Origin of the sequence: Collimonas humicola (genome assembly GCF_018304945.1) — a bacterium.
Lineage (GTDB): Bacteria > Pseudomonadota > Gammaproteobacteria > Burkholderiales > Burkholderiaceae_D > Collimonas > Collimonas humicola.
Window position 1 is genome coordinate 102,217 of sequence record NZ_JAGQEE010000010.1, and the last position, 26,211, is coordinate 128,427.

General features: G+C 59.0%; 25 protein-coding genes and 1 pseudogene. 14 read left to right on the forward strand and 12 right to left on the reverse strand.

Going from position 1 to position 26,211, the window contains the following annotated elements:
• The first annotated feature begins 29 nt into the window (after positions 1–29).
• Genes KHU30_RS23260 through KHU30_RS23270 form a run of 3 tightly spaced genes read left to right on the forward strand, consistent with a single transcriptional unit; the run spans position 30 to position 2,412 of the window.
• Positions 30–737: a histidine phosphatase family protein gene (locus tag KHU30_RS23260; RefSeq protein ID WP_211444981.1), complete on the forward strand. Its 708-nt coding sequence runs from the start codon at positions 30–32 to the stop codon at positions 735–737.
• Positions 738–781: 44 nt separating this feature from the next.
• Entirely contained in the window at positions 782–1,552 is a 771-nt protein-coding gene (locus KHU30_RS23265) for an SDR family oxidoreductase (protein WP_211444982.1), read from the forward strand.
• Positions 1,553–1,572: 20 nt separating this feature from the next.
• The gene (locus tag KHU30_RS23270) at positions 1,573–2,412 is read left to right on the forward strand and encodes an SDR family NAD(P)-dependent oxidoreductase (protein WP_211444983.1); all 840 of its coding nucleotides are present in this window, start codon (positions 1,573–1,575) and stop codon (positions 2,410–2,412) included.
• Between the two features lie 87 nt (positions 2,413–2,499).
• On the opposite strand, the gene amaB is transcribed toward KHU30_RS23270, so the two are convergent.
• The 6 genes from amaB to KHU30_RS23300 all read right to left on the reverse strand — a co-directional run bounded on the left by amaB (position 2,500) and on the right by KHU30_RS23300 (position 9,947).
• Complete coding sequence (gene amaB, locus KHU30_RS23275; protein WP_211444984.1) at positions 2,500–4,020, reverse strand: L-piperidine-6-carboxylate dehydrogenase; 1,521 nt, start codon at positions 4,018–4,020, stop codon at positions 2,500–2,502.
• Positions 4,021–4,176: 156 nt separating this feature from the next.
• Positions 4,177–5,061, reverse strand: a complete 885-nt coding sequence (gene gcvA / locus KHU30_RS23280) for a transcriptional regulator GcvA (protein WP_211444985.1) — start codon at positions 5,059–5,061, stop codon at positions 4,177–4,179.
• A 123-nt stretch (positions 5,062–5,184) separates the two neighbouring features.
• A complete protein-coding gene (locus KHU30_RS23285; protein ID WP_211444986.1) occupies positions 5,185–6,603 on the reverse strand; it encodes an FAD-binding oxidoreductase in 1,419 nt (472 codons plus the stop codon).
• Between the two features lie 10 nt (positions 6,604–6,613).
• The gene (locus tag KHU30_RS23290) at positions 6,614–7,648 is read right to left on the reverse strand and encodes a DUF1338 domain-containing protein (RefSeq protein WP_211444987.1); all 1,035 of its coding nucleotides are present in this window, start codon (positions 7,646–7,648) and stop codon (positions 6,614–6,616) included.
• A 185-nt stretch (positions 7,649–7,833) separates the two neighbouring features.
• Positions 7,834–9,495 (reverse strand): gamma-glutamyltransferase, encoded by a 1,662-nt coding sequence (gene ggt / locus KHU30_RS23295; protein ID WP_230427553.1) that lies wholly within the window; start codon positions 9,493–9,495, stop codon positions 7,834–7,836.
• A 218-nt stretch (positions 9,496–9,713) separates the two neighbouring features.
• Positions 9,714–9,947 carry a hypothetical protein gene (locus KHU30_RS23300; RefSeq protein WP_211444988.1) on the reverse strand — a complete coding sequence of 78 codons (234 nt, stop codon included), beginning with the start codon at positions 9,945–9,947 and terminating at the stop codon, positions 9,714–9,716.
• Positions 9,948–10,030: 83 nt separating this feature from the next.
• Between KHU30_RS23300 and recA the strand changes: the two genes are divergently transcribed.
• The 9 genes and pseudogenes from recA (at position 10,031) to KHU30_RS23345 (ending at position 19,141) form a co-directional block, all read left to right on the forward strand.
• The gene (gene recA, locus KHU30_RS23305) at positions 10,031–11,152 is read left to right on the forward strand and encodes a recombinase RecA (RefSeq protein ID WP_211444989.1); all 1,122 of its coding nucleotides are present in this window, start codon (positions 10,031–10,033) and stop codon (positions 11,150–11,152) included.
• 175 nt (positions 11,153–11,327) lie between these two features.
• Positions 11,328–11,789, forward strand: coding sequence for a recombination regulator RecX (gene recX, locus KHU30_RS23310; protein ID WP_211444990.1), 462 nt, complete (start codon positions 11,328–11,330; stop codon positions 11,787–11,789).
• A 271-nt stretch (positions 11,790–12,060) separates the two neighbouring features.
• Positions 12,061–12,663 (forward strand): DUF2889 domain-containing protein, encoded by a 603-nt coding sequence (locus KHU30_RS23315; protein ID WP_211444991.1) that lies wholly within the window; start codon positions 12,061–12,063, stop codon positions 12,661–12,663.
• A 14-nt stretch (positions 12,664–12,677) separates the two neighbouring features.
• A pseudogene (gene sucC / locus KHU30_RS23320) lies at positions 12,678–13,850 on the forward strand (ADP-forming succinate--CoA ligase subunit beta); the annotation flags it as partial.
• Positions 13,851–13,869: 19 nt separating this feature from the next.
• A complete protein-coding gene (gene sucD / locus KHU30_RS23325; RefSeq protein WP_092355167.1) occupies positions 13,870–14,751 on the forward strand; it encodes a succinate--CoA ligase subunit alpha in 882 nt (293 codons plus the stop codon).
• A gap of 241 nt (positions 14,752–14,992) precedes the next feature.
• A complete protein-coding gene (locus tag KHU30_RS23330; protein ID WP_329956712.1) occupies positions 14,993–15,757 on the forward strand; it encodes a Stp1/IreP family PP2C-type Ser/Thr phosphatase in 765 nt (254 codons plus the stop codon).
• A 218-nt stretch (positions 15,758–15,975) separates the two neighbouring features.
• Positions 15,976–16,578 (forward strand): FHA domain-containing protein, encoded by a 603-nt coding sequence (locus KHU30_RS23335; RefSeq protein WP_211444994.1) that lies wholly within the window; start codon positions 15,976–15,978, stop codon positions 16,576–16,578.
• A gap of 443 nt (positions 16,579–17,021) precedes the next feature.
• Positions 17,022–17,495, forward strand: a complete 474-nt coding sequence (locus KHU30_RS23340) for a pilin (RefSeq protein WP_211444995.1) — start codon at positions 17,022–17,024, stop codon at positions 17,493–17,495.
• A 173-nt stretch (positions 17,496–17,668) separates the two neighbouring features.
• The gene (locus tag KHU30_RS23345) at positions 17,669–19,141 is read left to right on the forward strand and encodes an O-antigen ligase family protein (RefSeq protein WP_211444996.1); all 1,473 of its coding nucleotides are present in this window, start codon (positions 17,669–17,671) and stop codon (positions 19,139–19,141) included.
• A 15-nt stretch (positions 19,142–19,156) separates the two neighbouring features.
• On the opposite strand, the gene moaC is transcribed toward KHU30_RS23345, so the two are convergent.
• The gene (moaC, locus tag KHU30_RS23350; RefSeq protein ID WP_211444997.1) at positions 19,157–19,654 is read right to left on the reverse strand and encodes a cyclic pyranopterin monophosphate synthase MoaC; all 498 of its coding nucleotides are present in this window, start codon (positions 19,652–19,654) and stop codon (positions 19,157–19,159) included.
• Between the two features lie 133 nt (positions 19,655–19,787).
• Between moaC and KHU30_RS23355 the strand changes: the two genes are divergently transcribed.
• Positions 19,788–21,293 (forward strand): M48 family metalloprotease, encoded by a 1,506-nt coding sequence (locus KHU30_RS23355; protein ID WP_211444998.1) that lies wholly within the window; start codon positions 19,788–19,790, stop codon positions 21,291–21,293.
• 90 nt (positions 21,294–21,383) lie between these two features.
• Here KHU30_RS23355 and KHU30_RS23360 read toward each other — a convergent pair whose 3' ends face one another.
• The 5 genes from KHU30_RS23360 to KHU30_RS23380 form a co-directional block, all read right to left on the reverse strand.
• On the reverse strand, positions 21,384–21,980 hold the full coding sequence (locus KHU30_RS23360; RefSeq protein ID WP_211444999.1) for a DUF2946 family protein: 597 nt from the start codon (positions 21,978–21,980) through the stop codon (positions 21,384–21,386).
• On the reverse strand, positions 21,981–22,952 hold the full coding sequence (locus tag KHU30_RS23365; protein ID WP_211445000.1) for a YheT family hydrolase: 972 nt from the start codon (positions 22,950–22,952) through the stop codon (positions 21,981–21,983). It abuts the gene before it with no gap.
• 39 nt (positions 22,953–22,991) lie between these two features.
• Positions 22,992–23,423: a YybH family protein gene (locus tag KHU30_RS23370; protein WP_211445001.1), complete on the reverse strand. Its 432-nt coding sequence runs from the start codon at positions 23,421–23,423 to the stop codon at positions 22,992–22,994.
• A gap of 82 nt (positions 23,424–23,505) precedes the next feature.
• The gene (locus tag KHU30_RS23375) at positions 23,506–23,706 is read right to left on the reverse strand and encodes a zinc-finger domain-containing protein (RefSeq protein WP_211445002.1); all 201 of its coding nucleotides are present in this window, start codon (positions 23,704–23,706) and stop codon (positions 23,506–23,508) included.
• Between the two features lie 45 nt (positions 23,707–23,751).
• A complete protein-coding gene (locus KHU30_RS23380) occupies positions 23,752–24,678 on the reverse strand; it encodes a branched-chain amino acid transaminase (protein WP_211445003.1) in 927 nt (308 codons plus the stop codon).
• A gap of 311 nt (positions 24,679–24,989) precedes the next feature.
• Here KHU30_RS23380 and KHU30_RS23385 point away from each other — a divergent pair, with 311 nt between their 5' ends.
• Entirely contained in the window at positions 24,990–26,180 is a 1,191-nt protein-coding gene (locus tag KHU30_RS23385; protein WP_211445004.1) for a phosphoglycerate kinase, read from the forward strand.
• Positions 26,181–26,211 lie beyond the last annotated feature (31 nt).

A 26,211-nucleotide genomic window follows, 5' to 3' on the forward strand; every position in this document is an offset into this window, starting at 1 on the left:
GACGGCGGCAGCGCAGGAGCAAACCTGAGATGGGCGCGATCTATCTGGTGCGGCATGGCCAGGCCAGCTTCGGCGCCGCCGATTACGACCAGCTCTCCGAGCTGGGCGCGCGGCAGGCGACCTTGCTGGGGCAATGGCTGGCGCAGACCGGCCAGGATATTTCCTTGCTGGTGACCGGCAGCCATCGCCGCCATCGGCAGAGCCGCGATGCCTGCCTGGCCGCATGGCCGCAGGCAGCGGAGCGGGCGCCGCAGGTTTTGCAGGATCCCGGCTTCGACGAATTCGATCACCGGCAAGTACTGCTGCGGCTGATGCCAGAGTTTGCCGACCCCGCCGTGCTGGCAGCCTATCTGGCGCAGCAGGAGCATCCCGCGCGCGCCTTTCAGAAAGTGTTTGCCAGGGCAGTGGCGCGCTGGGTCGACGGTCAGCATGACGGCGACTATAGCGAGCCGTGGCCGCTGTTCAAGGCGCGCTGCCAGGCGGCCTTGGCTGGATTGCTGGAGCAAGCCGGCAAGGGGCAGTCGGTCTGGGTATTTACTTCGGGCGGTCCGGTCAGCGTGATCTGCCAGCAGCTGCTGGCGATCCCGGACCGCCAGATTTTCGAGCTGAACTGGGCGCTGGTCAACACCGGCGTCACCAAGCTGTTGCACAGCCCGGGGCGGGTCAGCTTGAGCTACATGAATAGTTATGCGCACCTTGAAGGCGCACGCGATCCCGGCTTAGTGAGTTATAGATAAAAACCAGCGATAGACAACCAGCGACAAGTTAAAAGGAGCACGGCATGACCAGCACAACCATGTTTGACCTGAAAGGAAAAATCGCCCTGGTGACGGGCGCCAGCCGCGGCATAGGCGCGTCGATCGCGCGTACGCTGGCGCAGCATGGCGCGCACGTCATCGTTTCCAGCCGCAAGGCGGAAGCCTGCGACAAGGTGGTGGCCGAGATCCAGGCAGCCGGCGGCACGGCTGAAACCATGGCTTGCCACATCGGCGAAATGGCGCAGATCGAAACGCTGTTCCAGAACATCGCCAGCCGGCACGGGCGGCTCGATATCCTGGTCAACAACGCCGCCGCGAATCCGCATTTCGGGCCTATCGTCGACACCGACCTGGCGGCCTTCCAGAAAACGGTTGATGTGAATATCCGCGGCTATTTTTTCATGTCCTCGCATGGCGTCAAGCTGATGGCGCAGGGTGGCGGCGGCGCCATCGTCAATGTCGCCTCGGTCAACGGCGTCACGCCCGGTGTGTTCCAGGGCATCTATTCGATCACCAAGGCGGCGGTGATTTCGATGACCAAGGCCTTCGCCAAGGAATGCGCGGCCAGCGGCGTGCGCGTCAATGCCTTGCTGCCTGGCTTTACCGAAACCAAATTTGCGGCGGCCCTGATCGATAATCCGGCGATCCTGAAACAGGCGCTGCAGCACATCCCGATGAACCGCGTCGCCCAGCCGGACGAGATGGCGGGCGCGGTGCTGTACCTGGTGTCGCCTGCGGCAAGCTACACCACCGGGGTTTGCATGAATGTCGATGGCGGTTATTTGTTGAATTAAGCACTGACAGGAAAATACGCATGAAGAACTTACAAGGCAAGGTCGCGGTCATCACCGGCGGCGCCGAAGGCATAGGCAAGGGCATCGCAGTGCGCGCTGCAGCCGAAGGCATGAAACTGGTGCTGGCGGACATCAACGCCGCCAGGCTGGAAGCCACGGTGGCGGAGTTCAAGGCGCAAGGATGTGAAGTTATCGGCGTGCCGACCGATGTTGCCAGGGAAGAGCAGGTCAATGCACTGGCGGAGCAAGCCTTCGCCAAATTCGGCAAGGTGCATCTGCTGGTGAACAACGCAGGCGTCGCGGTCGCCAAGCCAGCCTGGGAAACCAGCCAGAAGGATTGGGACTGGGTCATGGGGGTCAATTTCTATGGCGTCACGCATGCCTTGCGCGCGTTTGTGCCGACCATGCTCAAGCATGGGGAGGAAGGGCATATCGTCAATACGGCATCGATGGCCGGCCTTACTTCGCAGCCCAGCCTGGCCAGCTACAATGCCAGCAAGCATGCGGTGGTGACGCTGTCAGAAGGGCTGCATCATGACCTGACGCTGCGGCAGTCGCGCATCAAGGTTTCGGTGCTGTGCCCCGGCTGGGTCAAGACCGGCATCGGCCATTCGGAACGCAATCGCGATGGCGAAAAAACTGCGCCGGCCGCCATCGATCCCGTGGCCGCCAAGGTCGGCATGGCCGTGCTGCATGCGGTGGAGCACGGCATTCCCGTCAGCCAGGTAGCCGACGATGTGTTCGCTGCGATTGATGCGGAACGCTTTTATATCCTGACGCATCCGGAAATGAAGCAGGCGATCCAGGTGCGGATGGAAGATATCCTGCAGCAGCGCGCACCGACTTTGCTGAAGATATAAAGAAAAAGGCAGGATGAGACAAAAAACCTCACCCTGCCATTTGCATGTCAGGCGACGCAGCTTGACGCCGCGCCATCTCGCTGCGGCTTAGTCGATATCAAACTTGACGCCCTGCGCCAATGGCAAGGTGCGGCTGTAATTGATGGTATTGGTCGCCCGGCGCATATAGGTCTTCCAGGAATCGGAACCCGATTCGCGGCCGCCGCCGGTCTCTTTTTCGCCGCCGAAAGCGCCGCCGATTTCTGCGCCGCTGGTGCCGATGTTGACGTTGGCCAGGCCGCAATCGCTGCCGCTGGCCGACATGAACGCTTCCGCTTCGCGCACGTCATTGGTGAAGATGGCGGACGACAAACCTTGCGGCACGGCGTTGTTGAGGTGCACGGCATCCTCGAAATGATCGTAGGACAGCACGTACAGGATAGGCGCAAAGGTTTCGTGATGCACGATGGCGCTTTGCTGCGGCATGCGCACCAGCGCCGGCCGCACATAGAATGCGTTGCCGTTGTCGCCGACCTGCACGCGTTCGCCGCCGGTCACCACGCCGCCTTCGGCCTTGGCCTGCGCCAGCGCGGCTTGCATGCCTTCGAACGATTGCTGGTCGACCAGCGGGCCGACCAGGGTATCCGCAGCCAGCGGATCGCCGACCTTGACGCTGGCGTAGATGCGTTCGATGCGGCTGACTACATCTTCATAAATGCTGCTGTGGACGAACAGGCGGCGCAGGCTGGTGCAGCGCTGGCCGGCGGTGCCGACGGCGGAGAAGGTGATGGCGCGCAAAGCCAGGCTGAGGTCGGCTGTCGGCGTGACGATCATGCCGTTGTTGCCGCCCAGTTCCAGCAGGCTGCGGCCAAGGCGTTCGGCCACGGTGGCGGCGACCTTGCGGCCCATGCGCACGCTGCCGGTGGCGCTGACCAGCGGCACCAGCGGCGAGGCTGACAGGGCGGCGCCGATTTCGGCACGGCCCAATACCACCTGGCACAGATTGGCCGGCAGCAGGTCTGGCCGCTGTTGCGAGAAACGCGCCACGGCTTTTTCGTACAAGGCATGTACGGCGAGTGCGACCATCGGGGTTTTTTCCGATGGTTTCCAGATCACGGCATTGCCGCACACCAGCGCCAGCGCGGCATTCCAGGCCCACACCGCGACCGGGAAATTGAACGCGGTGATGACGCCGCAGACGCCCAGCGGATGCCAGGTTTCCATCATGCGGTGGCCAGGACGCTCGGAAGCGATGGTCAGGCCGTACAGCTGGCGCGACAGGCCGACCGCGAAATCGCAGATATCGATCATTTCCTGCACTTCGCCTATGCCTTCGGACAGGATCTTGCCCGATTCCAGCGTCACCAGCTTGCCCAGCGGCTCGCGGTTTTCGCGCAGCACTTCGCCCAGGATGCGCACCAGTTCGCCGCGCACCGGCGCCGGCACCACGCGCCATTTTTCATAAGCTTGATGGGCGTTCTTGATGGCCGCTTCGGTTTCCGCCACGGTATGGGCGCGCAGCGCGCCAATCGCAGCGCCGTCGCGCGGCGAGCGCGAATGCAGGTCGTTGCCGGCGTGGGCGGAAAAGTCGAAACCGAGTTCAGCGAAGATGGATGAGATTTGCGTCATGATGTCCTTGTTCTGAGTTCTATCAGCTTGCCGCAAGAATGGGCGAGTTTCATATCAGTGATATAGCTGAGTATAAGGAATAAATCGGGGAATCTTAAAATCAAAAAATATCAGGACATCATTACCTTTGATCATGCACAGGGCTGAATGCCTGGCTCAGGCATCCGCCAGCTCGCCCAGGATCCATTCCTGGAACTTGATCACGGCCGCCTTGCTGGCGTTTTTCTCAGGATAAGTCAGGTAATAGGCTTGCGGGCTTTTCACGGCAAAGGGGAAGGGCACGTGCAGCTGGCCGAGGGCGATTTCGGTTTCCACCAGAAATTTCGGCATCAGCGCCACGCCGAGGCCGGCGGCGGCTGCCTGGATCACCATCGCCAGCTGCTCAAAACGCGGACCGGAAAGGGCGTCGGGACAGGCCACGCCGACATGGTTGAACCAGTCCTGCCAGGCTTGCGGGCGGGTGGTATGTTGCAACAAGGTCATGCTGCCGAGGTCTTCGATGCGTTTGATCTGCTTGCTCAGCGCCAGGCTGCACACCGGCACCACTTCCTCGCCCATCAGCCGCACCATCACCGCACCGGGCCAGTTCGGCTCGCCGAAGTGGATGGCGGCGTCGACGGAGCGTTTGTTGAAATCGAAAGGCAGCACCTCGGTGCTCAGGTTCAGGATCACGTCCGGATGCGCGGCGGTGAATTTGGCCAGGCGCGGAATCAGCCACTTGATGCCGAAAGTCGGCAATGTTGCCAGATTGAGCACGCCGCCCGAGTTCTTGTGCGCCATGACCTGGAAGGTCGCCATCTCGATTTCTTTCAGGATGACGGCCACCTGGCCGGCGTATTCGGCGCCGGCGGCGGTCAGGATCAGGCGGCGGTTGATGCGCTCGAATAGTTTTACCCCGAGATAATCCTCCAGGATCGCCGCCTGCCGGCTCACTGCGCCCTGGGTCATGTGCAGTTCGTTGGCGGCCTTGGTGAAGGACAGGTGGCGTGCGGCCGTGTCGAAAGCGATCAGACAGGAGGTCGAGGGGATGAATCTGCGCATTTTTCGTGGTGCCGAGTAGGTATGTGCTGCCGTGCTTGCTATCGAGCAGGCACTATACCAAACGCGCAGCTTTTCAGCTTTACCTTTAGCTTGCATATGCGCTAACCGGCATCGACGGCGGCATTACCGCGCAGAAGCAAAGCTGGTGACGCCCAGCAGCCGCTCGGGATCGAAGACGCTTTGCATTCGCGCCGCCAAGGCCAGTTGTTCGGGCGTCGTATAACGCTCGTAGAATTGCTGGTTGAACGGCCCGACCCCATGTTCGGCGCTGAAGCTGCCTTTATATTCACGCACCGCGAGATCGTAGATTTCCTGGCGCAGGGCGTTGATGCGCAGGGGCGGGAAATCGGCGATCAGCTGCTCGGGTATCGCCAGGTTGAAGTGCAGGCCGCCGTCGCCCCAATGGCCGAAATCGAAGACCTTGATGCCGGCGTAGCTGTGTTCCAGCAGCGCTACCGCATCCTGGCGGAACTGGCCGAGCCTGGAACGCGGCACGGAAATGTCGAAAGCCACCACTTTGCCTTCCTGGCGCACGCTGTCGCTGACGGCATGGCGGATGCGCCACAGCACTTCGGGTTTGTCGATCACGGCGTCCAGGATGAGATCGCCGAAGCAGCTTTCCAGCCAGGCGCCGAACAGTTTTTCCAGGTCGAAATCGGCGCTGCGCGGGCGCGCCGAGCTGAGTTCGATCAAAAAGGCGTAGGGCGGCAGCGGGTCAAACGGCGCCGTGATGCCCGGCACATGCTGCAGCACGGATTGCAGGGCGTTTTGCGAGATGCCTTCAAAGGCGCTGAGGAAATCGGCGAAGTTGCGTTCGGCGTCGCGCAGCAGCAGCGCCGCCGCTGCCATCGAGGCCGGCACGACCAGCGCGGTGGCGCTTTGCTGCGGCCGCGGATGTACCTGCAGCACCACCTGGGTGATGAGGCCGTAGGCGCCGCCGGTGCCGATGAAGCATTGCTTCCAGTCGGGGCCGGTATTGTTTTTGCGGAGCCGGTTGCACAGATCCAGGCGCTCGCCGGGCGGATCGATCAGCAGCGCCTCCAGGCCCAGGACGTTGTGGCGCACGTCGCCGTAGCGGATCAGGCGGGCGCCGCCGGTATTGGCCGCCAGCATGCCGCCCAGCGAAGGATCGGCGCCGAGGTCGATGGGGAAATACAGGTCGTGCTTTTCCAGAGCCTGGTTCAGCTCCGACAGGCGCGTGCCGGCATAGGCTTGCACCACGCGGTCGACCGGATCGATATCGATGACGCCCTTGATGCGCTCCATGCTGAGCACCACGTCGTGGCCCGACTGGCCGGGCGACGATGCGCCCACCAGCCCGGTGTTGGCGCCCTGGGCGACGATGCGGATCTGGTCTTTGGCGCACAGCCGCAGCAGTTCTGCTGCTTCTTCAACGGTTGCCGGACGCGCAATGCACAGGCTCTTGCCGCTGCCGTAGCGGGCGCCGCGTTCATAAGGCTGGCGCTGCTCCGGCGTGCTCAGGCAGCCTTGCGGGCCGAGCAGCGCGATGATTTTTTGCAGGGTCTGGCTGGCGTTTGTCATTTTTGCTTCATCATTGATTCGCCGCTGCGGAAGCGGTCATCTTGAAAATACCCTGGGCATTGCCGCTGTCGAAGGTCAGGTCGAGCTTCTCGGCCTGGCTGTCGGCGTCCAGGTAGCGGTCGCGCGAAATGAATTCGTAGAACGAGCCCGGTACTTTCATCTCGACCTGCACGCCGTTTTCATCGCGCATGGCGCGGGTCACGGTACTGGCGCGGAAGGCGGTCTGGCGCACCCGTCCGTTGCGCGAGACTTCGATCTTTTCCTTGATGGCGCGGCCCAGCGCGCGTTGCGCATCGGCTACCTGTTCCACGTTCGGCACGCGGTCGGTGGCGTGGTTGAAGGCGTTGCCCTCGGTCGAAATCCAGGCCATCTCGGCCGATTCCGCCAGCAGGGTCTGGTAGTCGGCGATGCTGGGCAGGTCGTGCTGGCGGTCGAAGCAGGCGACCAGCACCGGCAACAGCGTCAGCGCGTCGGCTATCGGCAGGACCTTATCCTTGCCGAGCTGCTGCAGCAACTGCGCCGAGTGCGGGTCGATCGGATCCTGCGAGGTCGCCAGGACCCGGTTGACGGTGTGCTGGAATTCGGCCGAGAAATTGTGCGGATGCAGTTCGCTCAGGAAGAACTGGGCAATTTCTTCGGCATCGTCCTCATGCGCATAGGCGCGGCCGGTCATGCTGATCCGTTGCAGCGGATAGATGCCGTTCACGCGGTAGCCCAGCGGCCGCAGGATGCGCGTGAACGCTGCCTCGCCGGCCGGCAGGGTGCCGGTGCTGATGCCCAGCACGGTGCGCAGGGCGCCGTGATCGAAGCGGATCTTGTTGCCGGCGCGTACAGAATCCTGCACGTAGTCGTTCCCTTGCGGGACGGCTTTCAGCAATTTCTCGAACAGCAGCATGTTCAGCGCCTGGGCGATTTCGATGCGCGATACGGTGTCGGAACGCGGACGCAGGGTGCTGGCCGGGATTTGCAGCAGATCGGATAATTGGTCGGCATGCTCGGCGCCCAGCAGGGAGGCCAGCATGAATTGCAGGTTGGTGGTGGACATGCGCGCTCTTTATCGGAGAAGGATAGGCGCAGTGTAAATTTGATTGCGCCGCGGATAAAACGATAAATACTATTGGAGCCATGCGTTTTACTCATGGAAACGGCATTTTTGATTTTTACGAGCGAAAAAAAAGATGGACACGAATGCCCATCTTTTGCGCAACAAATCGGAAACGGCTTATTTATTTAATAACCGATGGCAGCACCGGCAGGACGGCGTGTATCGTTGGCGCCGTAATACAGGCCCGGACGGACGATGCCCGAGACGCCTGCATCGTTGCCCGAGCTGGCGCCGGCAACGCCTGCCGCGCCCGGCAAGCCGATCATGATCAGCTCAGCCGCGCCCCAAGGGGTTTGCTCTTTCATCTTGTAGCCCATGCCGTCGAGGATTTTCAGGGTATCCGGCGACAGGCCGCGGGTTTCGTAGTACACCTCGTCCGGTAGCCATTGGTGATGGATGCGCGGCGCATCGACCGCTTCCTGCGGCGCCATGCCGTAGTCGATCACGTTCAAGGCTGTTTCCAGCGTGATGGTGATGATCCGCGAACCGCCCGGCGAACCCAGCACCATATAAGTCTTGCCATCCTTGGTCACCAGCGTCGGCGCCATCGACGACAGCGGACGCTTGCCCGGTGCGATCGAATTGGTCGCACCCTGCACCAGGCCGAACAGGTTCTGCACGCCGGCCTTGACGGTGAAATCATCCATCTCATCGTTGAGGAAGAAGCCGGTGCCCGGCGCAATCACCACGGCGCCGAAGCGGCCGTTGATGGTGTAGGTGGTGGATACCGCGTTGCCATCCTTGTCGACGATCGAGTAATGGGTGGTTTCAGGCTTCTCGTGCGGCGCCATGCCCGGCTGCACTTCTACCGACGGCGTGGCCTTGTCGGCGCTGATCTTTTCGCGGATAGCGGCGGCGTATTCCTTGCTCAGCAAGCGGTCCAGCGGATTCTTGACGAAGGCCGGGTCGCCCAGGAAAGTGTTGCGGTCCATATAGGAATGGCGCGTCGCTTCGGTCATGTAGTGCACCGAGGCTGCCGAGTGGAAGCCGAGGCCCTTCATGTCGTAGCCCTCAAGGATATTGAGGATCTGGCACATGGTGGCGCCGCCGGAGCTTGGCGGCGGGGCGGAGACGAATACATAACCGCGGTAGTTGCACGACAATGGCGCGCTTTCGCTGATCTTGTAGCTGGCGAAGTCGGCTGCGGTAATGATGCCGCCGCCCGCCTTGGAGGCGCGTTCCACCGCGGCAGGAATCGCGCCTTTATAGAAAGCGTCAGGGCCGTTGCGCGAGATCGCTTCCAGGGTCTTGGCCAGGTCTTTCTGCACCAGGCGGTCGCCCGGCTGCAATGGTGTGCCGTCGCGGCGCAGGAACAGGCGCGCCGCTTCCGGGTCTTTCTTGAACTGGGCGATGGTGGTGTCGAGGATGTCGGTGTCGCCGCGGTTCAGGATGTAGCCGTCGCGCGCCAGCTTGATTGCCGGCTGCATGACTTGTGCTCGGGTCAGCTTGCCGTATTTGCGTTGCGCGCTGTCGAGTCCCAGCACGGTGCCCGGTACGCCGGCCGCCAGGTAGCCGAACAGGCTGGCGTTGGTGATCGCCTTGCCGTTGGCATCCAGGTACATATTGGCGCTGGCCGCAGCCGGCGCGGTTTCACGGAAATTGATGAAGGTATCGCGGCCATCGGCCAGGTGGATGGTCATGAAGCCGCCGCCGCCGATATTGCCGCAGCAGGGATTCACCACCGCCTGCGCATAGCCGACCGCGACTGCCGCATCGATCGCATTGCCGCCCATCTTGAGGATGTCGACCCCGACCTGCGAAGCCAGGTGCTGGGAAGTCACCACCATGCCGTTCTTTGCCTCGACCGCAGGCGCGGATGCCGCCTGGACGCTGCCCAGCAATCCCAGCAGCAGCACCGATGCCGCCAACGGTTTCAACCAATAAGTAGTACGCATACCTTCTCCCTTTTATTAGTGGGCAAGCCGTTTGCCCCTAGCTTTGAATATGGCGCATAAATTTGAACCGGCAGCCGACCTGCTGCATGAACAAATAATAGGCGTCACAATTATTGCACCGCTGCCGCCCGGCCGTTGTCCTTTTTACTTTTCCGGATGACGATATGCGTATTAAGCATAATTTGCGCCCGCGCTGCGTGGCCTGCATTCACCAGGACCGGGCATAAGTTCGACCCTAACAAAGCCTTGGTCTGGCAGTTTGCGATAATCCGCATGCAAGTCAGGGGCTTGCGAACATACAATATGGCCACAGGTTTTTTGAAAATAAATAACAGTGCTTGCATAAATCACTGTTTTTTTATACAGTGCTTACCTGAAGTCCCGAATTTATCACCGTTATCTCATCACTTTTGTCGAAAGAGCAACCATGGACGATAAAAAATCCGCCGCCAACCCGGATAAAAGCAAGGCCCTCGCCGCGGCCTTGGCGCAGATCGAAAAGCAGTTCGGCAAAGGTTCGGTCATGCGCATGGAAGACGGCGCCGTGGTCGAAGAAGTGCAAGTGGTCTCGACCGGCTCGCTCGGCCTGGATATCGCGCTCGGCGTCGGCGGCCTGCCGCGCGGCCGTGTCGTGGAAATCTACGGTCCGGAATCGTCCGGCAAGACCACGCTGACCTTGCAAACCATCGCCGAAATGCAAAAGCTGGGCGGCACCTGCGCCTTTATCGACGCGGAACACGCGCTGGACGTCGGCTATGCCCAGAAGCTGGGCATCAACCTGTCCGAACTGCTGATCTCGCAGCCGGATACCGGCGAACAGGCGCTGGAAATCACCGATGCGCTGGTGCGCTCGGGCGGCGTCGACCTGATCGTGGTCGACTCGGTGGCGGCCTTGACGCCACGCGCCGAAATCGAAGGCGACATGGGCGATTCCCTGCCAGGCCTGCAAGCGCGCCTGATGTCGCAAGCCCTGCGCAAACTGACCGGCAGCATCAACCGCACCAATACCCTGGTGATCTTCATCAACCAGATCCGCATGAAGATCGGCGTCATGTTCGGCAATCCGGAAACCACCACCGGCGGCAATGCCCTCAAGTTCTACGCTTCGGTGCGCCTGGATATCCGCCGTACCGGCTCGATCAAGTCCGGCGATGAAGTCATCGGCAACGAAACCAAGGTCAAGGTCGTCAAGAACAAGATCGCGCCGCCATTCAAGGAAGCGCACTTCGACATCCTGTATGGCGAAGGCACATCGCGCGAAGGTGAAATCCTCGATCTCGGTTCCGATGCCAAGATCGTTGAAAAGTCGGGCGCCTGGTACAGCTATAACGGCGAACGCATCGGCCAGGGCAAGGACAATGCACGCACCTACCTGAAAGAACGTCCGGATCTCGCGCGCGAGATCGAAAACAAGGTACGCGCCTCGCTGGGCGTGCCGCTGTTGGGCGAGATCAAGGCGGATGGCGGCGGCGACAAGGCCGACAAAGCCGCCGCCAAGGCCAATAAAGCCGCTGCTGCGGCCGCGGCCAAGGCTGAAGAGCCGGTCTGATATCCCGGCCGGCCTTGCTTCAGCAACCAAGCAGGCCGGGCCGTCTAAGAAAGCAAGAAAGCGCCTTTCATAAAATTCCGCACAACGGGTTTTTGAAAGGCGTTGTTGTTTGCAGCGAGCGGCACATACAGTGCATGACAAGCGCTACTTAATACGCATTATTCGGAAAGCGGAGATGGCCAAACTGCAAATCAGTCTCAAAGGCAGGGCGCTGCGCTATCTGTCGGCACGCGAACACAGCCGCCTGGAACTGGCGCGCAAACTGGCGCGCTATGCACAGGAAGGCGACGACATCGAAGCCTTGCTCGACACGCTGGAAGCCGCCAAGCTGCTGTCGCAATCGCGCTTCTCCGAATCCCTGATCCACCGCCGCGCCCATCGCTACGGCAACAGCCGCATCCTCTCCGAACTGCAAAGCCACGGGATTGACGCCGAGTCACTGGTAGACATCAAGGCCGACCTGGCCAGCGGCGAAGTCGCGCGCGCGCGCGAGGTCTGGCGCAAGAAATTCAAGCAGCCGCCGGCGGACGCTGCCGAACGGGCCAAGCAGATGCGGTTCCTGCTGCAGCGCGGGTTTTCTCATCGGGCCATACAGGCAGCGGTAAAAGGCGGGGATGAAGACGCTGAGGATTGTTAAGAACGAAGCGCTGCAATTCGAAGCGCTCCATTTATATATATGTGATTGAAATGCGACAAAACCGGCAGCATGCTCAAGCTGCTTTCTATCTTGCGCCTTCTTGTTTCTCCAGCTGATTCCACGGCGAACGCCGTCGATGGCTATTTTGCAACTGTCCGTCAACATCGCTAAGCCAGCGAAGCTGTGCTACACTTTTGGGGTTTTTTGCAAACCGCAGGAGCGGCAGTTACCATAGAAACTGTGGTAACGACACGCAAATAAGTCCACCATTATGTCTCTGACACCTTCTATTTCCCGCCGAGCGTTGAAGCACACCCGCGCGATTCACATCGAAGCATTTGTGCGTGATGACGGCTTGTGGGAACTGGATGCGCACCTGACCGATACCAAGCCTTTCGACTTTTCTTTGCCTGCCGGTAACTTGCCCGCGGGCGCGCCGCTGCACAGCCTGTGGCTGCGGCTGACGCTGGATCGCCAGTTCATCATTGTCGAGGTCGAGGCCCACTCGGAAGCGGTGCCGTATCAGGGTTATTGCAATACTATCAACCCCGCGTATAAAACCCTGGTCGGCCTGAGCCTGGTCAAGAGCTTCCGTTATACGCTCAAGGAGCGCATCGGCGGCGCTCTGGGTTGCACCCATTTAACCGAGCTGGCTCAGATCTTGCCGACCGCCGCCTTGCAGGCCTTCGGCGGCGAGATAGACCGCAGCGCCGCCGCCGCCGGTCAGGGCAAGCCGCCCCAGCTCGACCGTTGTCATGCTTTACGTAGTGACGGCGCAGTCGTCGCCCAATATTATCCGAAGTGGGCAATCAGCCCACCAGCCGAAGTAGACCAACAAACGCATTTATCCAACCAAGCAATTTCATTTAATTAAGTGTCAGAAGGGAAGCTCGCATGAAAATCCATGAGTATCAGGGTAAAGAAATTCTCCGCCAGTTCGGAGTGACAACACCGCGTGGCATCCCGTGCCTGAGCGTCGATGACGCGGTCAAGGCAGCCGAAACACTCGGCGGTTCGGTTTGGGTCGTCAAAGCCCAGATCCACGCCGGCGGTCGCGGCAAGGGCGGTGGCGTCAAGGTTGCCAAGTCGCTGGAACAAGTGCGCGAGTACGCCAACCAGATTCTCGGCATGCAGCTGATCACGCATCAGACTGGCCCTGAAGGCCAGAAAGTGCGTCGCCTGCTGATCGAAGAAGGCGCTGACATCAAGCAAGAACTGTATGTGAGCATGGTCACCGACCGCGTCAGCCAGCGCGTGGTGCTGATGGCATCGAGCGAAGGCGGCATGGACATCGAAGAAGTCGCAGCCAGCCACCCAGAAAAAATTCATCAAGTCGTCATCGACCCGGCTACCGGCCTGACCGATGCTGACGCCGACAGCATCAGCACCCTGATCGGCGTTCCTGCCGGTTCGATCGCCGATGCGCGCGTCCAGTTGCAAGGTCTGTACAAGGCTTACTGGGATACCGATTGCTCGCTGGCTGAAATCAACCCGCTGATCGTTACCGGTTCCGGCAAGGTCATCGCCCTGGACGCCAAGTTCAACTTCGACTCCAACGCCCTGTTCCGCCATCCTGAAATCGTCGCTTACCGCGACCTGGACGAAGAAGATCCAGCTGAAATCGAAGCTTCCAAGTTCGACCTGGCTTACATCTCGCTCGACGGCAACATCGGCTGCCTGGTAAACGGCGCCGGCCTGGCCATGGCCACCATGGACACCATCAAGCTGTTCGGCGGCGAACCAGCCAACTTCCTCGACGTCGGCGGCGGCGCTACTGCTGAAAAAGTGACTGAAGCGTTCAAGATCATGCTGAAGAACCCAGGCCTGAAAGCCATCCTGGTCAACATCTTCGGCGGCATCATGCGCTGCGACGTGATCGCTGAAGGCGTCATCACCGCATCCAAGGCCGTTTCGCTGAAAGTGCCGCTGGTGGTCCGCATGAAGGGCACCAACGAAGAAATCGGCAAGAAAATGCTGGCCGACTCCGGCCTGCCGATCATCTCGGCGGACAGCATGGAAGAAGCGGCGCAGAAGGTTGTTGCTGCTGCTAACGGTAAGTAATAAATAACAAGGAACAACTATGTCGATCCTGATCAACAAAGACACTAAAGTCGTCACCCAAGGCATCACCGGCAAGACCGGTCAATTCCACACCCGCGGCTGCCGCGATTACGCTAACGGCAAGAACGCATTTGTCGCCGGCGTGAATCCGAAAAAAGCCGGTGAAGATTTCGAAGGCATCCCGATTTTCGCTAACGTTTCAGAAGCCAAGGCCGCCACCGGCGCCAATGTTTCGGTGATCTATGTTCCGCCAGCAGGCGCGGCAGCAGCGATCTGGGAAGCCGTCGAAGCCGAACTCGACCTGGCCATCTGCATCACCGAAGGCATTCCAGTACGCGATATGCTGGCATTGAAAGACCGCATGGCAAAAGCCGGCAGCAAGACTTTGCTGCTGGGCCCTAACTGCCCAGGCCTGATCACGCCGGACGAAATCAAGATCGGCATCATGCCGGGCCATATCCACAAGAAGGGCCGCATCGGCGTGGTTTCGCGCTCCGGCACCCTGACCTATGAAGCAGTCGGTCAGTTGACCGCGCTGGGCCTGGGCCAGTCGTCGGCAGTCGGCATCGGCGGCGATCCGATCAACGGCTTGAAGCACATCGACATCATGAAGATGTTCAACGACGATCCTGAAACCGATGCAGTCATCATGATCGGCGAAATCGGCGGTCCGGACGAAGCCAATGCCGCTTACTGGATCAAGGACAACATGAAGAAGCCGGTGGTCAGCTTCATCGCTGGCGTTACCGCTCCTCCGGGCAAGCGCATGGGCCATGCCGGCGCGCTGATCTCGGGCGGCGCCGACACTGCGCAAGCCAAGCTGGACATCATGGAAGCCTGCGGCATCACCGTGACCAAGAATCCATCGGAAATGGCGCGTCTGCTGAAGGCGATGCTGTAATCGTCACATAGCAAAACGGACGGCCGGCGCAGCATCAGCCGGCCAGACAGGAAAGGGAGCTTCGGCTCCCTTTTTTATTGTGGTGCACAATTCCGTCAGCAGCGGGGATGCGGCATCCTGAAGCCGGCGCCTGGAGAGACTGCAATATGTCTTGCCGTCCCCGGCAGAACCAAGGAAAATGCTTGTAATCTGGCAACCGCCTAATCTGTATCACCTTTATTCACCGAACATGTCTCGACATATGCCGCTTGAGTTTGCCGCCAAAACGGATATTGGTATGGTGCGAGTACAAAACGAAGACACCGTCGTCGTCGATGCCGGCTTGCAGCTGGCGATCCTGGCCGACGGCATGGGCGGCTACAACGCCGGCGAAGTCGCCAGCAGCATCGCCACCGTCGCCATCCAGGAAGAAATCGAAAGCCAGCTGCAGGAGTACCGCCGCCTGCAAAAACCGGAAGAAGAACTGCCGACTCGTCTGTGGCTGATGCAGGCCGTGCGCCAGGCCAACAGCACCATCATCAACGCCGCCCGCCGCGAGCCGGAGTACCGCGGCATGGGCACCACCCTTGTGGTGGCCTGGTTCCAGCCCGAAGGCCAGGTCAGCATCGCCCACGTCGGCGATTCCCGCGCTTACCGCATCCGCGACGGCTTGCTGGAACAGCTGACGCGCGACCATTCCCTGCTGCAGGAACAGATCGACGCCGGCCTGATCCGCGCCGAAGATGCCCAATTTGCACTCAACCGCAATATCGTCACGCGCGCCGTCGGCATCGACTACCAGCTGGTGGTGGAAGTCCACCAGCATGACATACGGGCCGGGGATCTTTACCTGCTCTGTTCAGATGGTCTGTCAGACCGGATCGGCGATGGCGATATCAGCAATATCATCAGCGACGCCCAAGGCGACCTCAAGATGGCATGTACCATGCTTATCAATGCTGCCAACAAGTCCGGCGGGCAGGACAATGTGTCGGTGATACTGATCAGGGTGGCGCAGAATGAATAGGTGCCGTTGTTAAATTGCCAGCACAGGCCATGGGCGGCGCAACAGCCAGGGCCGCAACATAAATCCCGGATTTTGAGTACGATTGCCCCAAAACAACATTAAACTGGGGTGTGTGAAGACATGTACGGCCCGATGTGTGAATTGCAGCGCCAGCACCAATAGCCGCCAGGATATTGTTTTAATCAACTTACAAATAGCGTTTCCCAAGAGAGATAGGAATGGCGAAGATCATCCTGACCAAAGGCGGCACCGTAATACAAGAGATGACGCTCACCAAAGAGCGCACCACCATCGGCCGCCGCGCCCACAACGACCTGGTCATCGACAACCTCGCCATCAGCGGCGAGCATGCGGTCATCATTACTATCTACAACGATTCGTTCCTGGAAGACCTCAACAGCACCAACGGCACCCAGGTCAATGGCCATCCGGTCACCAAGCATTTCCTTCAGCACAACGATGTGATCCAGATGGCCAGGTACAAATTGCTGTACCAGGTGGATACGGATGAAGAGATCAAGGACAACCGGCCGAAGATGTTCCCGGTGCCGCGACCGGACGCCACCATCACCGTACTGGATGGGCCTAGCGCCGGCAAGGAGATGTTGCTGACCAAGGTGCTGACTACTATTGGGCGTCCCGGCATCCAGGTGGCGATTGTGACGCGGCGGCCGCATGGCTATGAGTTGACGCATGTTGAAGGACAGACTTATACCCGGGTCAATGACACGCCATTGAGCGCTGGCGCCCGGCCGCTCAAGGATGAGGATGTAATTGATATCGCGGGGACTCAGATGAGATTTTCTTGGAAGGAAGTTTAAGCAATTTGCCGTCAGTGTGCGGCACGGTTTCAATTGCCTCTTTGGTATCAGCTCAAAAGCACTGTGGTCCCCGCTAACGCGGGAATGACACGATGGCGTTTATTCAAGACGGCCTGTGTTGCCTGTCACACTATTACTACCCTGAGTTCACGCTTAATACCAATTTCCGTTTTCAGAAAGTCGCTGAAACTGGCGCATGTCTAGCCAAGATTTTACATCTTGGTGGCTGCACGTATGCCAAGTGTCGGATTGAGTTGCCAATAACCAATATACATAGTTTCTTTGTGACAAACTTTGTCAGCTTCGCATCGAAATCCTGCCAAATTTCTTCACTTTTCTCGGTTTAGAACTTTGAAAACCTGAGATTTTCCACTGGCACAGACATTGCTGTATATCCCGTGTAGTGAAGTAGTGAAGCCCCTTTTTATTAACCGGAGAAATATATGAAATCGATGAAAATGATTAAGCGTGCACAGCGCGGTTTTACCCTGATCGAATTGATGATCGTTGTGGCGATTATAGGTATTTTGGCTGCTGTGGCGATCCCCCAGTACCAAAACTACACAATTCGCGCGAAAATTGCGAACGCATTAACTTCGGTTGATGCAGTGAAGACTGCTGTTGCTCTTTGCGCGCAAGAAGCTGGAGGGGTTGTTACTAATTGTTCAGATTCCGTTGCAACTAGCAATGTTCCAGTATTTACAAGAACCAAGGAAGTGGCTTCGGGTTCTACTACTGGCGGGACAATCACGATTACTTTGGGAACTGGTATTGGCACAAACGTGGATGGCGGCACTATCACATTCGTGCCTACAGTCACAACAGGCGCCACAAATATCACATGGACAGTGACTCCAAGCGGGACTCTTACTAACACCGCTGCTATTAACGCGATCCAAAAAAATAACGGTACCTAATAGTGCTGTAGGTAGCATAGATTGAAGAAAATACGCCCCCTTTAGCGGGGCGTATTTTTTTGTTTTTGATCAATAAGCAGCGTCACTCGATACGGCTGCTGTGCCTAACAAGATTAATTTCCATTATAGTTAAACTTAATGAAACTATTGTTTAACTGGAATTGTGCAATTACATGCTGCAACGAATACACCACTGGTTGTCTCCAAAAATCGCAGTTTCATATTTAATTGCCGTTGCGGCGATTGTCAGCCCTCTATGGTTTTTTCCATTAATGTCCGCCGTAGGTTTCCACGACAAACAACGTGTCGTTGAGGTCTCCTGTACGGTCTTTACCGCCATATTCATCGCAATCTGGCTGGTGCGGAATGATGTTGCATCCAGATTGCATAACGCTCTTTTGATAAAGTTGCTAGCAGTCTTTTTCCTGCTTGGAATAATATCTAGTGCCCACGCTTATTCATCGCGACATGCGTTTTTTGAATGGGCAAATTTTCTGTTGTTATTCATGATTTCCTATGTAATTGCACTGGAGATCGCAATCCGGGGCGAAGCATCATTGGATCAGATATTGCGACTGTGCGGGTTGGGATGTGGTTTTTATATTTTTATAGAAATCATTTCCTATATTGCGATACTGGTGGTGGGCCATCAATCACCGAATGAGATGCTGATTTTCGGCTTCGATAATTACCGGTTTTTCAATCATGTTCAAACCATTACTTTGCCACTCCTGGGGCTGCTGATATATCGTAGCAATGCTGGTAAGGAAAAGATATTTGCATGGGGTGTCACATCGGTATGGTGGGCACTTCTTTTTGTTTCGGCTGGACGCGGCACTTCTATTGGATTGCTGGCGGGTATATGCGCAGCCCTTTTTTATCTCCGGAAAGATGCTTTGCCATGGTGCCGACTGATGTTATGGACGGCGTTGATTGGATTGGGTGTGTACCTTTTGTTTTACGTATTAATACCACTTGCATTGGGTTTGCAGCCATTCGGCTTTTTGTTTTCTGTAGTCGGCCGCACCATCGAGAATCCCGATTCCAGCCGTTGGCCGCTGTGGATGCGCGCATGGGAAATCATGCTCGCACGTCCGTGGTTGGGAGCGGGGCCTTTGCACTTCGCTCATTTTGGACGAGATATACAAGGCGGTGCGCATCCGCACAATTGGGTGCTGCAGATCGCTTGCGAATGGGGAATTCCAGCTTTACTTTGTCTGGTGGCAGCGATTGCGATTGGGCTTAAAAGACTGCTATCGATACATCAGTATCTGGCACCGACTGATATAAAAAATCATTTGACGTTGGCGGCATGGCTGACCACCGGCGTGGCGATTCTGATGGATGGTCTAGTGTCGGGTTTGATCGTGATGCCGACCAGCCAATTGTGGATTGCCTTGTACATCGGCTGTGCCTGGGGCTGGGTTGTTTCGCTAACGCCGTCGCGGGCAGAGGCTAGATTGCAGCTATTCATGCCTGTCAGAGCATGTGGCGTAATCGTCATGCTGGCAGCTATCTATTTTCTCGCCAACGGCTTGTGGCCGGAAATTCTTAATCTGCCTTTGTATGAAGAGCAAAGCCTGCAAAGAGATCTCTATGCGAATCCGGCCTACCGCCCGCGGATCTGGCTGGGGGGCTATTTCTGACTGCGGGCCTTCATATCAATCGGCCACCCAGTCCCCCGATTTGCCTCCATGCTTCTCCATCACCCGCACGTCGGTAATCACCATCCCCCGGTCCACCGCCTTGCACATGTCATAAATAGTCAGCAAGCCGATCTGCACCGCAGTCAGCGCTTCCATCTCGACCCCAGTCTTGCCCACTGTTTCCGCCTGGGTATTGCAAGTGACGCTGGCATTCGCTTCATCAATGCTGAAATCCACCGTGACCCGCGTCAACGCCAGCGGATGACATAGCGGGATCAGGTCACTGGTGCGTTTGGTCGCCATGATGGCGGCAATCCGGGCAATCCCCAGCACATCGCCTTTTTTTGCCGTGCCGGACTGGATCAACGCCAATGTCTCGGCCTTCATGCGGATGCAGCCGCTGGCGACGGCGATGCGGTGCGTGTCGGCCTTGCTGCCGACATCGACCATGTGCGCCTGGCCGCTTGAATCGAAGTGGGTCAGGTTGGTTGCTGCCGGGGTTTTGTTGGTCATGGCGGTATTTTCTGTAGATGATGCAGTCAGGCGTGGCATAGATTTTTCTCAGGCCGGCGCTGCTTGCTGAATATGGAACAATTATCCTCTGTTAGTATCATAGCATCGTGATTTTGACACTAGCCAGCACTCGATGACGCGACCCTTGCAATTTCCACCGAGGACACTATTGGCGGCGCTGCTCAGCGTCTGTTGCGCCTTGCCGCCCATGCCTGCAACGGCGGTGCAAAACCTGCCGACTTTGGGCGACAGCTCGCGGGAATCGCTGTCGCCGCTGATGGAGCGCAAGCTGGGCGAAGAGGTCATGCACGACATCCGGCGCGATCCGGATTACATGAACGATGCGCCGTTGCTGGAGTACCTGAACACCTTCGGCTGGACCCTGGTGGCGGCGCGGCCCGAAGTGCGCGGCGAGGTGGGGTTTGACTTCTTTTTCTTTGCGGTGCGCGATCCGGTCCTGAATGCGTTCGCCTTGCCGGGCGGCTTTATCGGCGTGCATTCGGGCTTGCTGCTTGCAGCGCAAAGTGAATCGGAGCTGGCTTCGGTGCTTGCGCATGAAATCGGCCATGTGGCGCAGCGCCATATCGCGCGCATGCTGGGCAGCCAGAAGCAGGATTCGATGATTGCGCTGGCGGCGATGCTGCTGGGGGCGCTGGCGATGCGCGGCAGCGGCGATGCCGGCGCGGCGGTGATGATGGGCGGCACCGGGCTGGCGATGCAGCGTCAGTTGAACTTCAGCCGCGACGCCGAGCGCGAGGCGGACCGTATCGGCTTGTCGATCCTGGATGCGGGCGGCTTTGACACCAGCGGCATGGTGGCATTTTTCGGCCGCATGCAAACGGCTTCCCGCAATTACTCGGACGCCGTTCCGCCGTACCTGCTGACGCATCCGCTGACCAGCGAGCGTATCGCTGATATCGAAGCCCGAATCCGCGAGCAGCGTTACCGGCAGCATGCCGACAGCCTGGATTTCCAGCTGATACGGGCGCGGGTAAGGGTGTTGCAGGACGATACCGAGCAGGGCCGGCGCGAGGCCCAGTACTTCTTCGATTCGCAGCTCAAGCTGAACACCAAGCAGCAGATCGTCGCGGCTAAATATGGCATGGCTTTCCTGGCGTTCAAGCGGGAGGATTATGGCCAGGCGGAGCAGTTGCTGCAGGAAGCCGTTGCCGCGGCGGCGCCGGCCAAGCAGAGCCTGGTGCTGACGGACCTGGGGATTGAGATCATGCTGGCGACCAAGCGTGAGGCGGAAGCCTTGAAGCTCGTGCAGCAGGCGCAGCTGCAATATCCTTTATCGCGCGGGCTTGCACATCAGTATGCGCGGGTCTTGATTGCTTCCAAGCGTTTGGATGAGGCGACCAAGTATCTGCGCGAGCAGGCGCAGCTGTACCGGCAGGATGCCGATGTGCAGGATTTGCTGGCCCAGGCGTATTCGGCGCAGGGCAAGCGGGCTTTGCAGCATATGGCGCTGGCGGAATCGTATGTATTGACGGGGAGTGTGCCGGCGGCTCTGGATCAGTTGCGGATTGCGCGGAATTCTCCGGATGCGGAGTTTTATGATCAGTCGATGATCGATGCGCGGGAGCGGGAGTTGCAGGAGCGGTGGAAGGATGAGTTGAAGGCTTCCAAGGAGCGCTAGTGTTTTGTTTTGTGGTTTGGAGGCCGTCAATTGGGGTCAGAGTAATTTACGACGATGAGGCTGTCGTAAAAAAACTCTGACCCCGATTGACTACGTTTGTCTTGGTTTGGGCTCAAAACCAAATGCAGAAGCGATATCTTTGCTCGCGATTCTTGTGACGGGGATTGCTGCTTCTGCCTGTTGCCAGCTCAGGATGCGCTGGTCTGCGGGAGTTGCCAGCCATTCCAGCAAGGCTTCGTCGCTGACGGTTTCTCCATCCATGCGCAGTTGCGCCAGGCATTGCGCCAGGTCGCGGTCGTCGACTGCGGCTATCTGGCCTGGTGCGGCCAGCAGCAGCCTTCCTTCTTCGGTCAGCATGACGGCATCGATTGCCGACATGGCTTCGCCGGTTTGCAAGACAAAACCCAGCAACGGTTCGGTATGGGCGATGTAGGGCGTCAGCGCCAGGTCCACGTAGACGCGTTGCGGGCCGTTCTGGAAATGCCAGCAACCTTGCTCATCCGCCTTGTAGTTGCGGTTGATGAAGCCGACCAATGCGGTGTGCATGATCTTGTCGCCGGGCAGGTTTTGCCGTTGGGTGTGTTCATCGCGCATGCGCCAGGCGCCGCGGGCGTCCAGCGCCAGCCAGCCGTAGCAGTGCGGGACGTTCGGCCATTTCTGCATGGCTTGCAGGACGATCTGGTCCATTCAGCTTTCCTGCAAAAAGCGCAACATGCGTTGCGGCAGCCAGTCCAGGCGGCCGGGCGGGCTGCCGACGGCGAAGCCGACATGACCGCCTTGTTCCGGATATTCCAGCGTGACGCTGGGAGCGGCCTTTGGCGGCAGGTGGCGCGGCGGCAGGAAAGGGTCGTTCTTGGCGTTGAGCACCAGCGTCGGTATCGTAATGTCGTTCATCACCAGCTTGGCGCTGGCGCGGTGCCAGTAGTCTTCGGTGTCGCGGAAGCCGTGCAGGGGCGCGGTGACGATGTTGTCGAATTCGTAGAGGTCGCGCGAGCGCAGCATTTTTTCGCGGTCGAACAGGCGCGGGAATTGCTGCAGCTTGTCGAGCGATTTGCTCTTCATGGTGCGCAGGAACGAGCGCGTGTAGACCATGTTGAAGCCGTGCGACAAGGCTTCGCCGCCGCCGGCCAGGTCGAGCGGCGCCGAGATGGCGCAGGCGGCGTCGACGATCTTGGCTTCATTCTGCGATTCGCCCAGCCAGCGCAGCAGCGCGTTGCCGCCCAGCGAAACGCCGGTAGCGTAAAACTTGGTGAACTGTTTTTCCGCGCGGCTGGCCGCCAGCCGCCGCAGGATCCAGTCGACTTCCTCTGCGTCGCCCGAGTGATAAAAGCGCGGCGCCTGGTTGATTTCACCCGAGCAGCCGCGGAAGTGCGGCACCGCGCCGGACCAGCCCAGCTGGGCCAGCTGCGCCATCAGGGCGCGGCTATAGTGACTGTCGGAAGAGCCTTCCAGGCCGTGGAACAGCACCACCAGCGGTTGCCCGGGTCGGCCGTCGACGAAATCGATGTCGACAAAATCGCCGTCCGGCGTATCCCAGCGCTCGCGGCGGTACGCGACTGCCGGCTTGCTGATGCAGGTAGCGGGGTAAATGGTTTGCAGATGGCCGCCCGGCAACCAGAGCGGCGCCGGATAAGAAGCGGGGGAAATCGAAGAACTCATACGAAAGCTATATACCTATACTGGATTGAACGCCACTATTTAATGCAAGGTGGCGCTCGATACCGTTTCTTCCGGCGCTGCCCCCGGCGCGACCGAGGCATGATGCAGCACGATGCGCCAGCCGCGCGGGGTTTTCATGTAGACATTGGTGGCCAGGATGTGCATCTCGCGGTCGGCGTCGCTGGCCTGGTGCAGCTCTTCCACCAGGTTATGAATGCTGGTCGACATATTATGGGTCACATGCAGCTGCCGCGCGCGGATATGCACGCCGCCGCGTTCAAACAGGGCTTCGAAGGCGGCCCGGATCGCCGCATGGCCATGCAGCCGCGGCGCGTTGGGATGGACGCAGACGATCTCGTCGTCATCGGCCCAGAGCGCCATCATGGCTTCGATGTCGGCGCGGCTCATGGCGTCGTAAAAAGCGGTTTCAGTTTCTTCTGCTGAACCGTGCATAAATTTGACATGCGGCATATTGCCTCCCTACTCACCCGGATTGAACCACTGGCACAACGCTTTGGCAGCATCAAAAAAGGGAGCCAGGCTCCCTTTTCGATCAGTGTCCTGTGACGACCGCGCCCGGCTTCAGGCGGTATTGCGTGCCGCAGTAGGGGCATTTGGCGCTGCCGCTGCTGTCCAGGTTGAGGAATACGCGCGGATGCGAGGACCAGGTCGGCATCAGCGGGTTAGGGCAGTGCGCCGGCAAGTCCTTGCCGTCGAGTTCAACTACTGCTTGCTGGCTTGTTGCTGTGTTCATTTACTACTCCATTAGTGACGTGTGCTCTGATTGCTTGATGCCGGCTTACTTTCCAACCACGGTAAGCCAGTGTTGATATTTGTCCGAGTTGCCAGCCACCACTTCAAAAAACATGGCCTGGATTTTTTCGGTGATGGGGCCGCGCTTGCCTTCGCCGATGCTGCGGTTGTCGAGTTCGCGGATCGGCGTGATTTCCGCCGCGGTGCCCGTGAAGAAGGCTTCGTCGGCGCAATACATTTCATCGCGGGTGATGCGTTTTTCGATGACTTCGATGCCGCTGTCGCGCGCCATGGTCAGCACCGCGTCGCGGGTGATGCCGTCCAGGCAGGAAGCCAGGTCGGGCGTGTAGATCTTGCCGTTCTTGACGATGAACACGTTTTCGCCGGAACCTTCGGAAACGTAGCCGTCGGTATCGAGCAGCAGGGCTTCATCGTAGCCGTCGGTCAGCGCTTCCTGGTTGGCCAGGATGGAATTGATGTAGTAGCCGCTGGCCTTGGCGCGCACCAGCGAGACGTTGACATGGTGGCGGCTGAAGGAGGACGTCTTGACGCGGATGCCTTTCGCCAGACCGTCTTCGCCCAGATAGGCGCCCCACGGCCAGGCAGCGATCGCGACGTGGATGGTGTTGCCCTTGGCGGCGATGCCGAGCTTTTCCGAGCCGATCCAGATCAGCGGCCGCATATAGCAGGATTCCAGCTGGTTTTCGCGGACCACGGCGATCTGGGCGTCGATCAGGGTTTGCAGGTCGTAAGGCACCTGCATCTGGAAAATCTTGGCCGAGTTCAGCAGGCGCTGGGTATGTTCCTTGAGGCGGAAAATCGCCGGACCCTGTGCTGTTTTGTAAGCGCGCACGCCCTCGAACACCGCCATGCCGTAATGCAGCGAATGGGTCAGGATATGGATATTGGCGTCGCGCCAGTCGATCAGTTTGCCGTCTTTCCAAATCTTGCCGTCGCGGTCATCCATGGACATGTTCAAATCTCCAGTCATCGAATAAATGAAATCAGAATTAATGAGCGTTGCGTCTTACCAGCTCATTCATTATTTAATACATAACAATGCCATGCCGGCCGCTGATATCAGCGGGCAGCGATGCAACAGAACTATTTCATCTGTTCTGAGAGCGTAAAGTCACATTTTAACGGATTCAATGAGCCCTACTCTGTAGAATATTGGTTTCAGCCATATGTCGTTTGCGCCGCGTCGGCCGCCGAAAACGGTGTTTTGACAGTGGCTGCTGGAGTAAAATAGCGGCTTTTCCTCACCAATATTGTCTGATCGACATGAAATTCAATCGACTAAGCGATTTGATCGCGCAACACCAGCTGCAAGGCAAACGTGTTTTTATCCGCGCCGACCTCAATGTGCCGCAAGATGCTGCGGGCAATATTACTGAAGACACGCGCGTGCGCGCTTCGGTGCCGGCGATTCGCCAGGCGCTCGATGCCGGCGCCGCGGTGATGGTGACTTCTCACCTGGGCCGTCCGACCGAAGGCGAGTTCAAGCCGGAAGATTCGCTGGCGCCTATCGCCAAGCGCCTGGCGGAACTGCTGGGCCAGCCGGTCGAACTGCGCCAAAACTGGGTCGACGGCGTGGAAGTGGCGCCGGGCCAGGTGGTCTTGCTGGAAAACTGCCGCGTCAATAAGGGCGAGAAAAAAAATAGCGACGAGCTGGCGCAAAAGATCGCCAAGCTGTGCGATATCTATGTCAACGACGCATTCGGCACCGCGCACCGGGCCGAAGCGACTACCCACGGCGTCGCCAAATTTGCGCCTGTGGCCTGCGCCGGCCCGTTGTTGGCGGCGGAACTGGATGCCCTGGGCAAGGCGCTCAACCAGCCGGCGCGGCCGCTGGTGGCGATCGTCGCCGGCTCCAAGGTGTCGAGCAAGCTGACCATATTGAAGGCGCTGGCCGACAAGGTCGACAACCTGATCGTCGGCGGCGGCATCGCCAACACCTTCCTGCTGGCAAGCGGCCTGAAGATCGGCAAATCGCTGGCCGAGCCGGACCTGGTGGACGAAGCCAAGGCGATCATCGACATGATGGCCAAGCGCGGCGCCTCGGTGCCGATTCCGGTGGACGTTGTCTGCGCCAAGGAATTCTCGCCGACCGCTGCGGCAACAATCAAGAAAGTCGGCGATGTCGAAGACGACGACCTGATCCTGGATATCGGTCCGCAGACAGCGGCGGCGCTGGCGGCGCAGATCGGCCAGGCCGGCACCGTGGTCTGGAACGGCCCGGTCGGCGTGTTCGAGTTCGACCAGTTCGGCGAAGGCACCAAAACGCTGGCGCTGGCGATTGCCGGCTCCAAGGCGTTTTCGATTGCCGGCGGAGGCGATACGCTGGCGGCGATCGCCAAGTACCAGATTACCGACAAGATTGGCTACATCTCCACTGGCGGCGGCGCGTTCCTGGAATTCCTGGAAGGCAAGACCTTGCCGGCGGTTGAAATTCTGCTGCAACGCGCTGCTTAATTAGAGGGATATCCGGTCACCCCGCCATCCC

Excerpts from the sequence above, each read along its gene's own strand:
- KHU30_RS23335 (WP_211444994.1), top strand. The coding sequence starts at position 15,976 with ATGGCGAAGATCATCCTGACCAAAGGCGGCACCGTAATACAAGAGATG.
- KHU30_RS23330 (WP_329956712.1), top strand. The coding sequence starts at position 14,993 with ATGCCGCTTGAGTTTGCCGCCAAAACGGATATTGGTATGGTGCGAGTA.
- recX (WP_211444990.1), top strand. The coding sequence starts at position 11,328 with ATGGCCAAACTGCAAATCAGTCTCAAAGGCAGGGCGCTGCGCTATCTG.
- KHU30_RS23340 (WP_211444995.1), top strand. The coding sequence starts at position 17,022 with ATGAAATCGATGAAAATGATTAAGCGTGCACAGCGCGGTTTTACCCTG.
- KHU30_RS23270 (WP_211444983.1), top strand. The coding sequence starts at position 1,573 with ATGAAGAACTTACAAGGCAAGGTCGCGGTCATCACCGGCGGCGCCGAA.
- KHU30_RS23315 (WP_211444991.1), top strand. The coding sequence starts at position 12,061 with ATGTCTCTGACACCTTCTATTTCCCGCCGAGCGTTGAAGCACACCCGC.
- recA (WP_211444989.1), top strand. The coding sequence starts at position 10,031 with ATGGACGATAAAAAATCCGCCGCCAACCCGGATAAAAGCAAGGCCCTC.
- amaB (WP_211444984.1), bottom strand. The coding sequence starts at position 4,020 with ATGACGCAAATCTCATCCATCTTCGCTGAACTCGGTTTCGACTTTTCC.
- KHU30_RS23365 (WP_211445000.1), bottom strand. The coding sequence starts at position 22,952 with ATGAGTTCTTCGATTTCCCCCGCTTCTTATCCGGCGCCGCTCTGGTTG.
- KHU30_RS23300 (WP_211444988.1), bottom strand. The coding sequence starts at position 9,947 with ATGCAAGCACTGTTATTTATTTTCAAAAAACCTGTGGCCATATTGTAT.
- KHU30_RS23375 (WP_211445002.1), bottom strand. The coding sequence starts at position 23,706 with ATGAACACAGCAACAAGCCAGCAAGCAGTAGTTGAACTCGACGGCAAG.
- KHU30_RS23385 (WP_211445004.1), top strand. The coding sequence starts at position 24,990 with ATGAAATTCAATCGACTAAGCGATTTGATCGCGCAACACCAGCTGCAA.
- KHU30_RS23380 (WP_211445003.1), bottom strand. The coding sequence starts at position 24,678 with ATGTCCATGGATGACCGCGACGGCAAGATTTGGAAAGACGGCAAACTG.
- moaC (WP_211444997.1), bottom strand. The coding sequence starts at position 19,654 with ATGACCAACAAAACCCCGGCAGCAACCAACCTGACCCACTTCGATTCA.
- gcvA (WP_211444985.1), bottom strand. The coding sequence starts at position 5,061 with ATGCGCAGATTCATCCCCTCGACCTCCTGTCTGATCGCTTTCGACACG.
- KHU30_RS23290 (WP_211444987.1), bottom strand. The coding sequence starts at position 7,648 with ATGTCCACCACCAACCTGCAATTCATGCTGGCCTCCCTGCTGGGCGCC.
- KHU30_RS23370 (WP_211445001.1), bottom strand. The coding sequence starts at position 23,423 with ATGCCGCATGTCAAATTTATGCACGGTTCAGCAGAAGAAACTGAAACC.
- KHU30_RS23355 (WP_211444998.1), top strand. The coding sequence starts at position 19,788 with ATGACGCGACCCTTGCAATTTCCACCGAGGACACTATTGGCGGCGCTG.
- KHU30_RS23345 (WP_211444996.1), top strand. The coding sequence starts at position 17,669 with ATGCTGCAACGAATACACCACTGGTTGTCTCCAAAAATCGCAGTTTCA.
- sucD (WP_092355167.1), top strand. The coding sequence starts at position 13,870 with ATGTCGATCCTGATCAACAAAGACACTAAAGTCGTCACCCAAGGCATC.
- ggt (WP_230427553.1), bottom strand. The coding sequence starts at position 9,495 with ATGGTGGTGACTTCCCAGCACCTGGCTTCGCAGGTCGGGGTCGACATC.
- KHU30_RS23260 (WP_211444981.1), top strand. The coding sequence starts at position 30 with ATGGGCGCGATCTATCTGGTGCGGCATGGCCAGGCCAGCTTCGGCGCC.
- KHU30_RS23360 (WP_211444999.1), bottom strand. The coding sequence starts at position 21,980 with ATGGACCAGATCGTCCTGCAAGCCATGCAGAAATGGCCGAACGTCCCG.
- KHU30_RS23285 (WP_211444986.1), bottom strand. The coding sequence starts at position 6,603 with ATGACAAACGCCAGCCAGACCCTGCAAAAAATCATCGCGCTGCTCGGC.
- KHU30_RS23265 (WP_211444982.1), top strand. The coding sequence starts at position 782 with ATGACCAGCACAACCATGTTTGACCTGAAAGGAAAAATCGCCCTGGTG.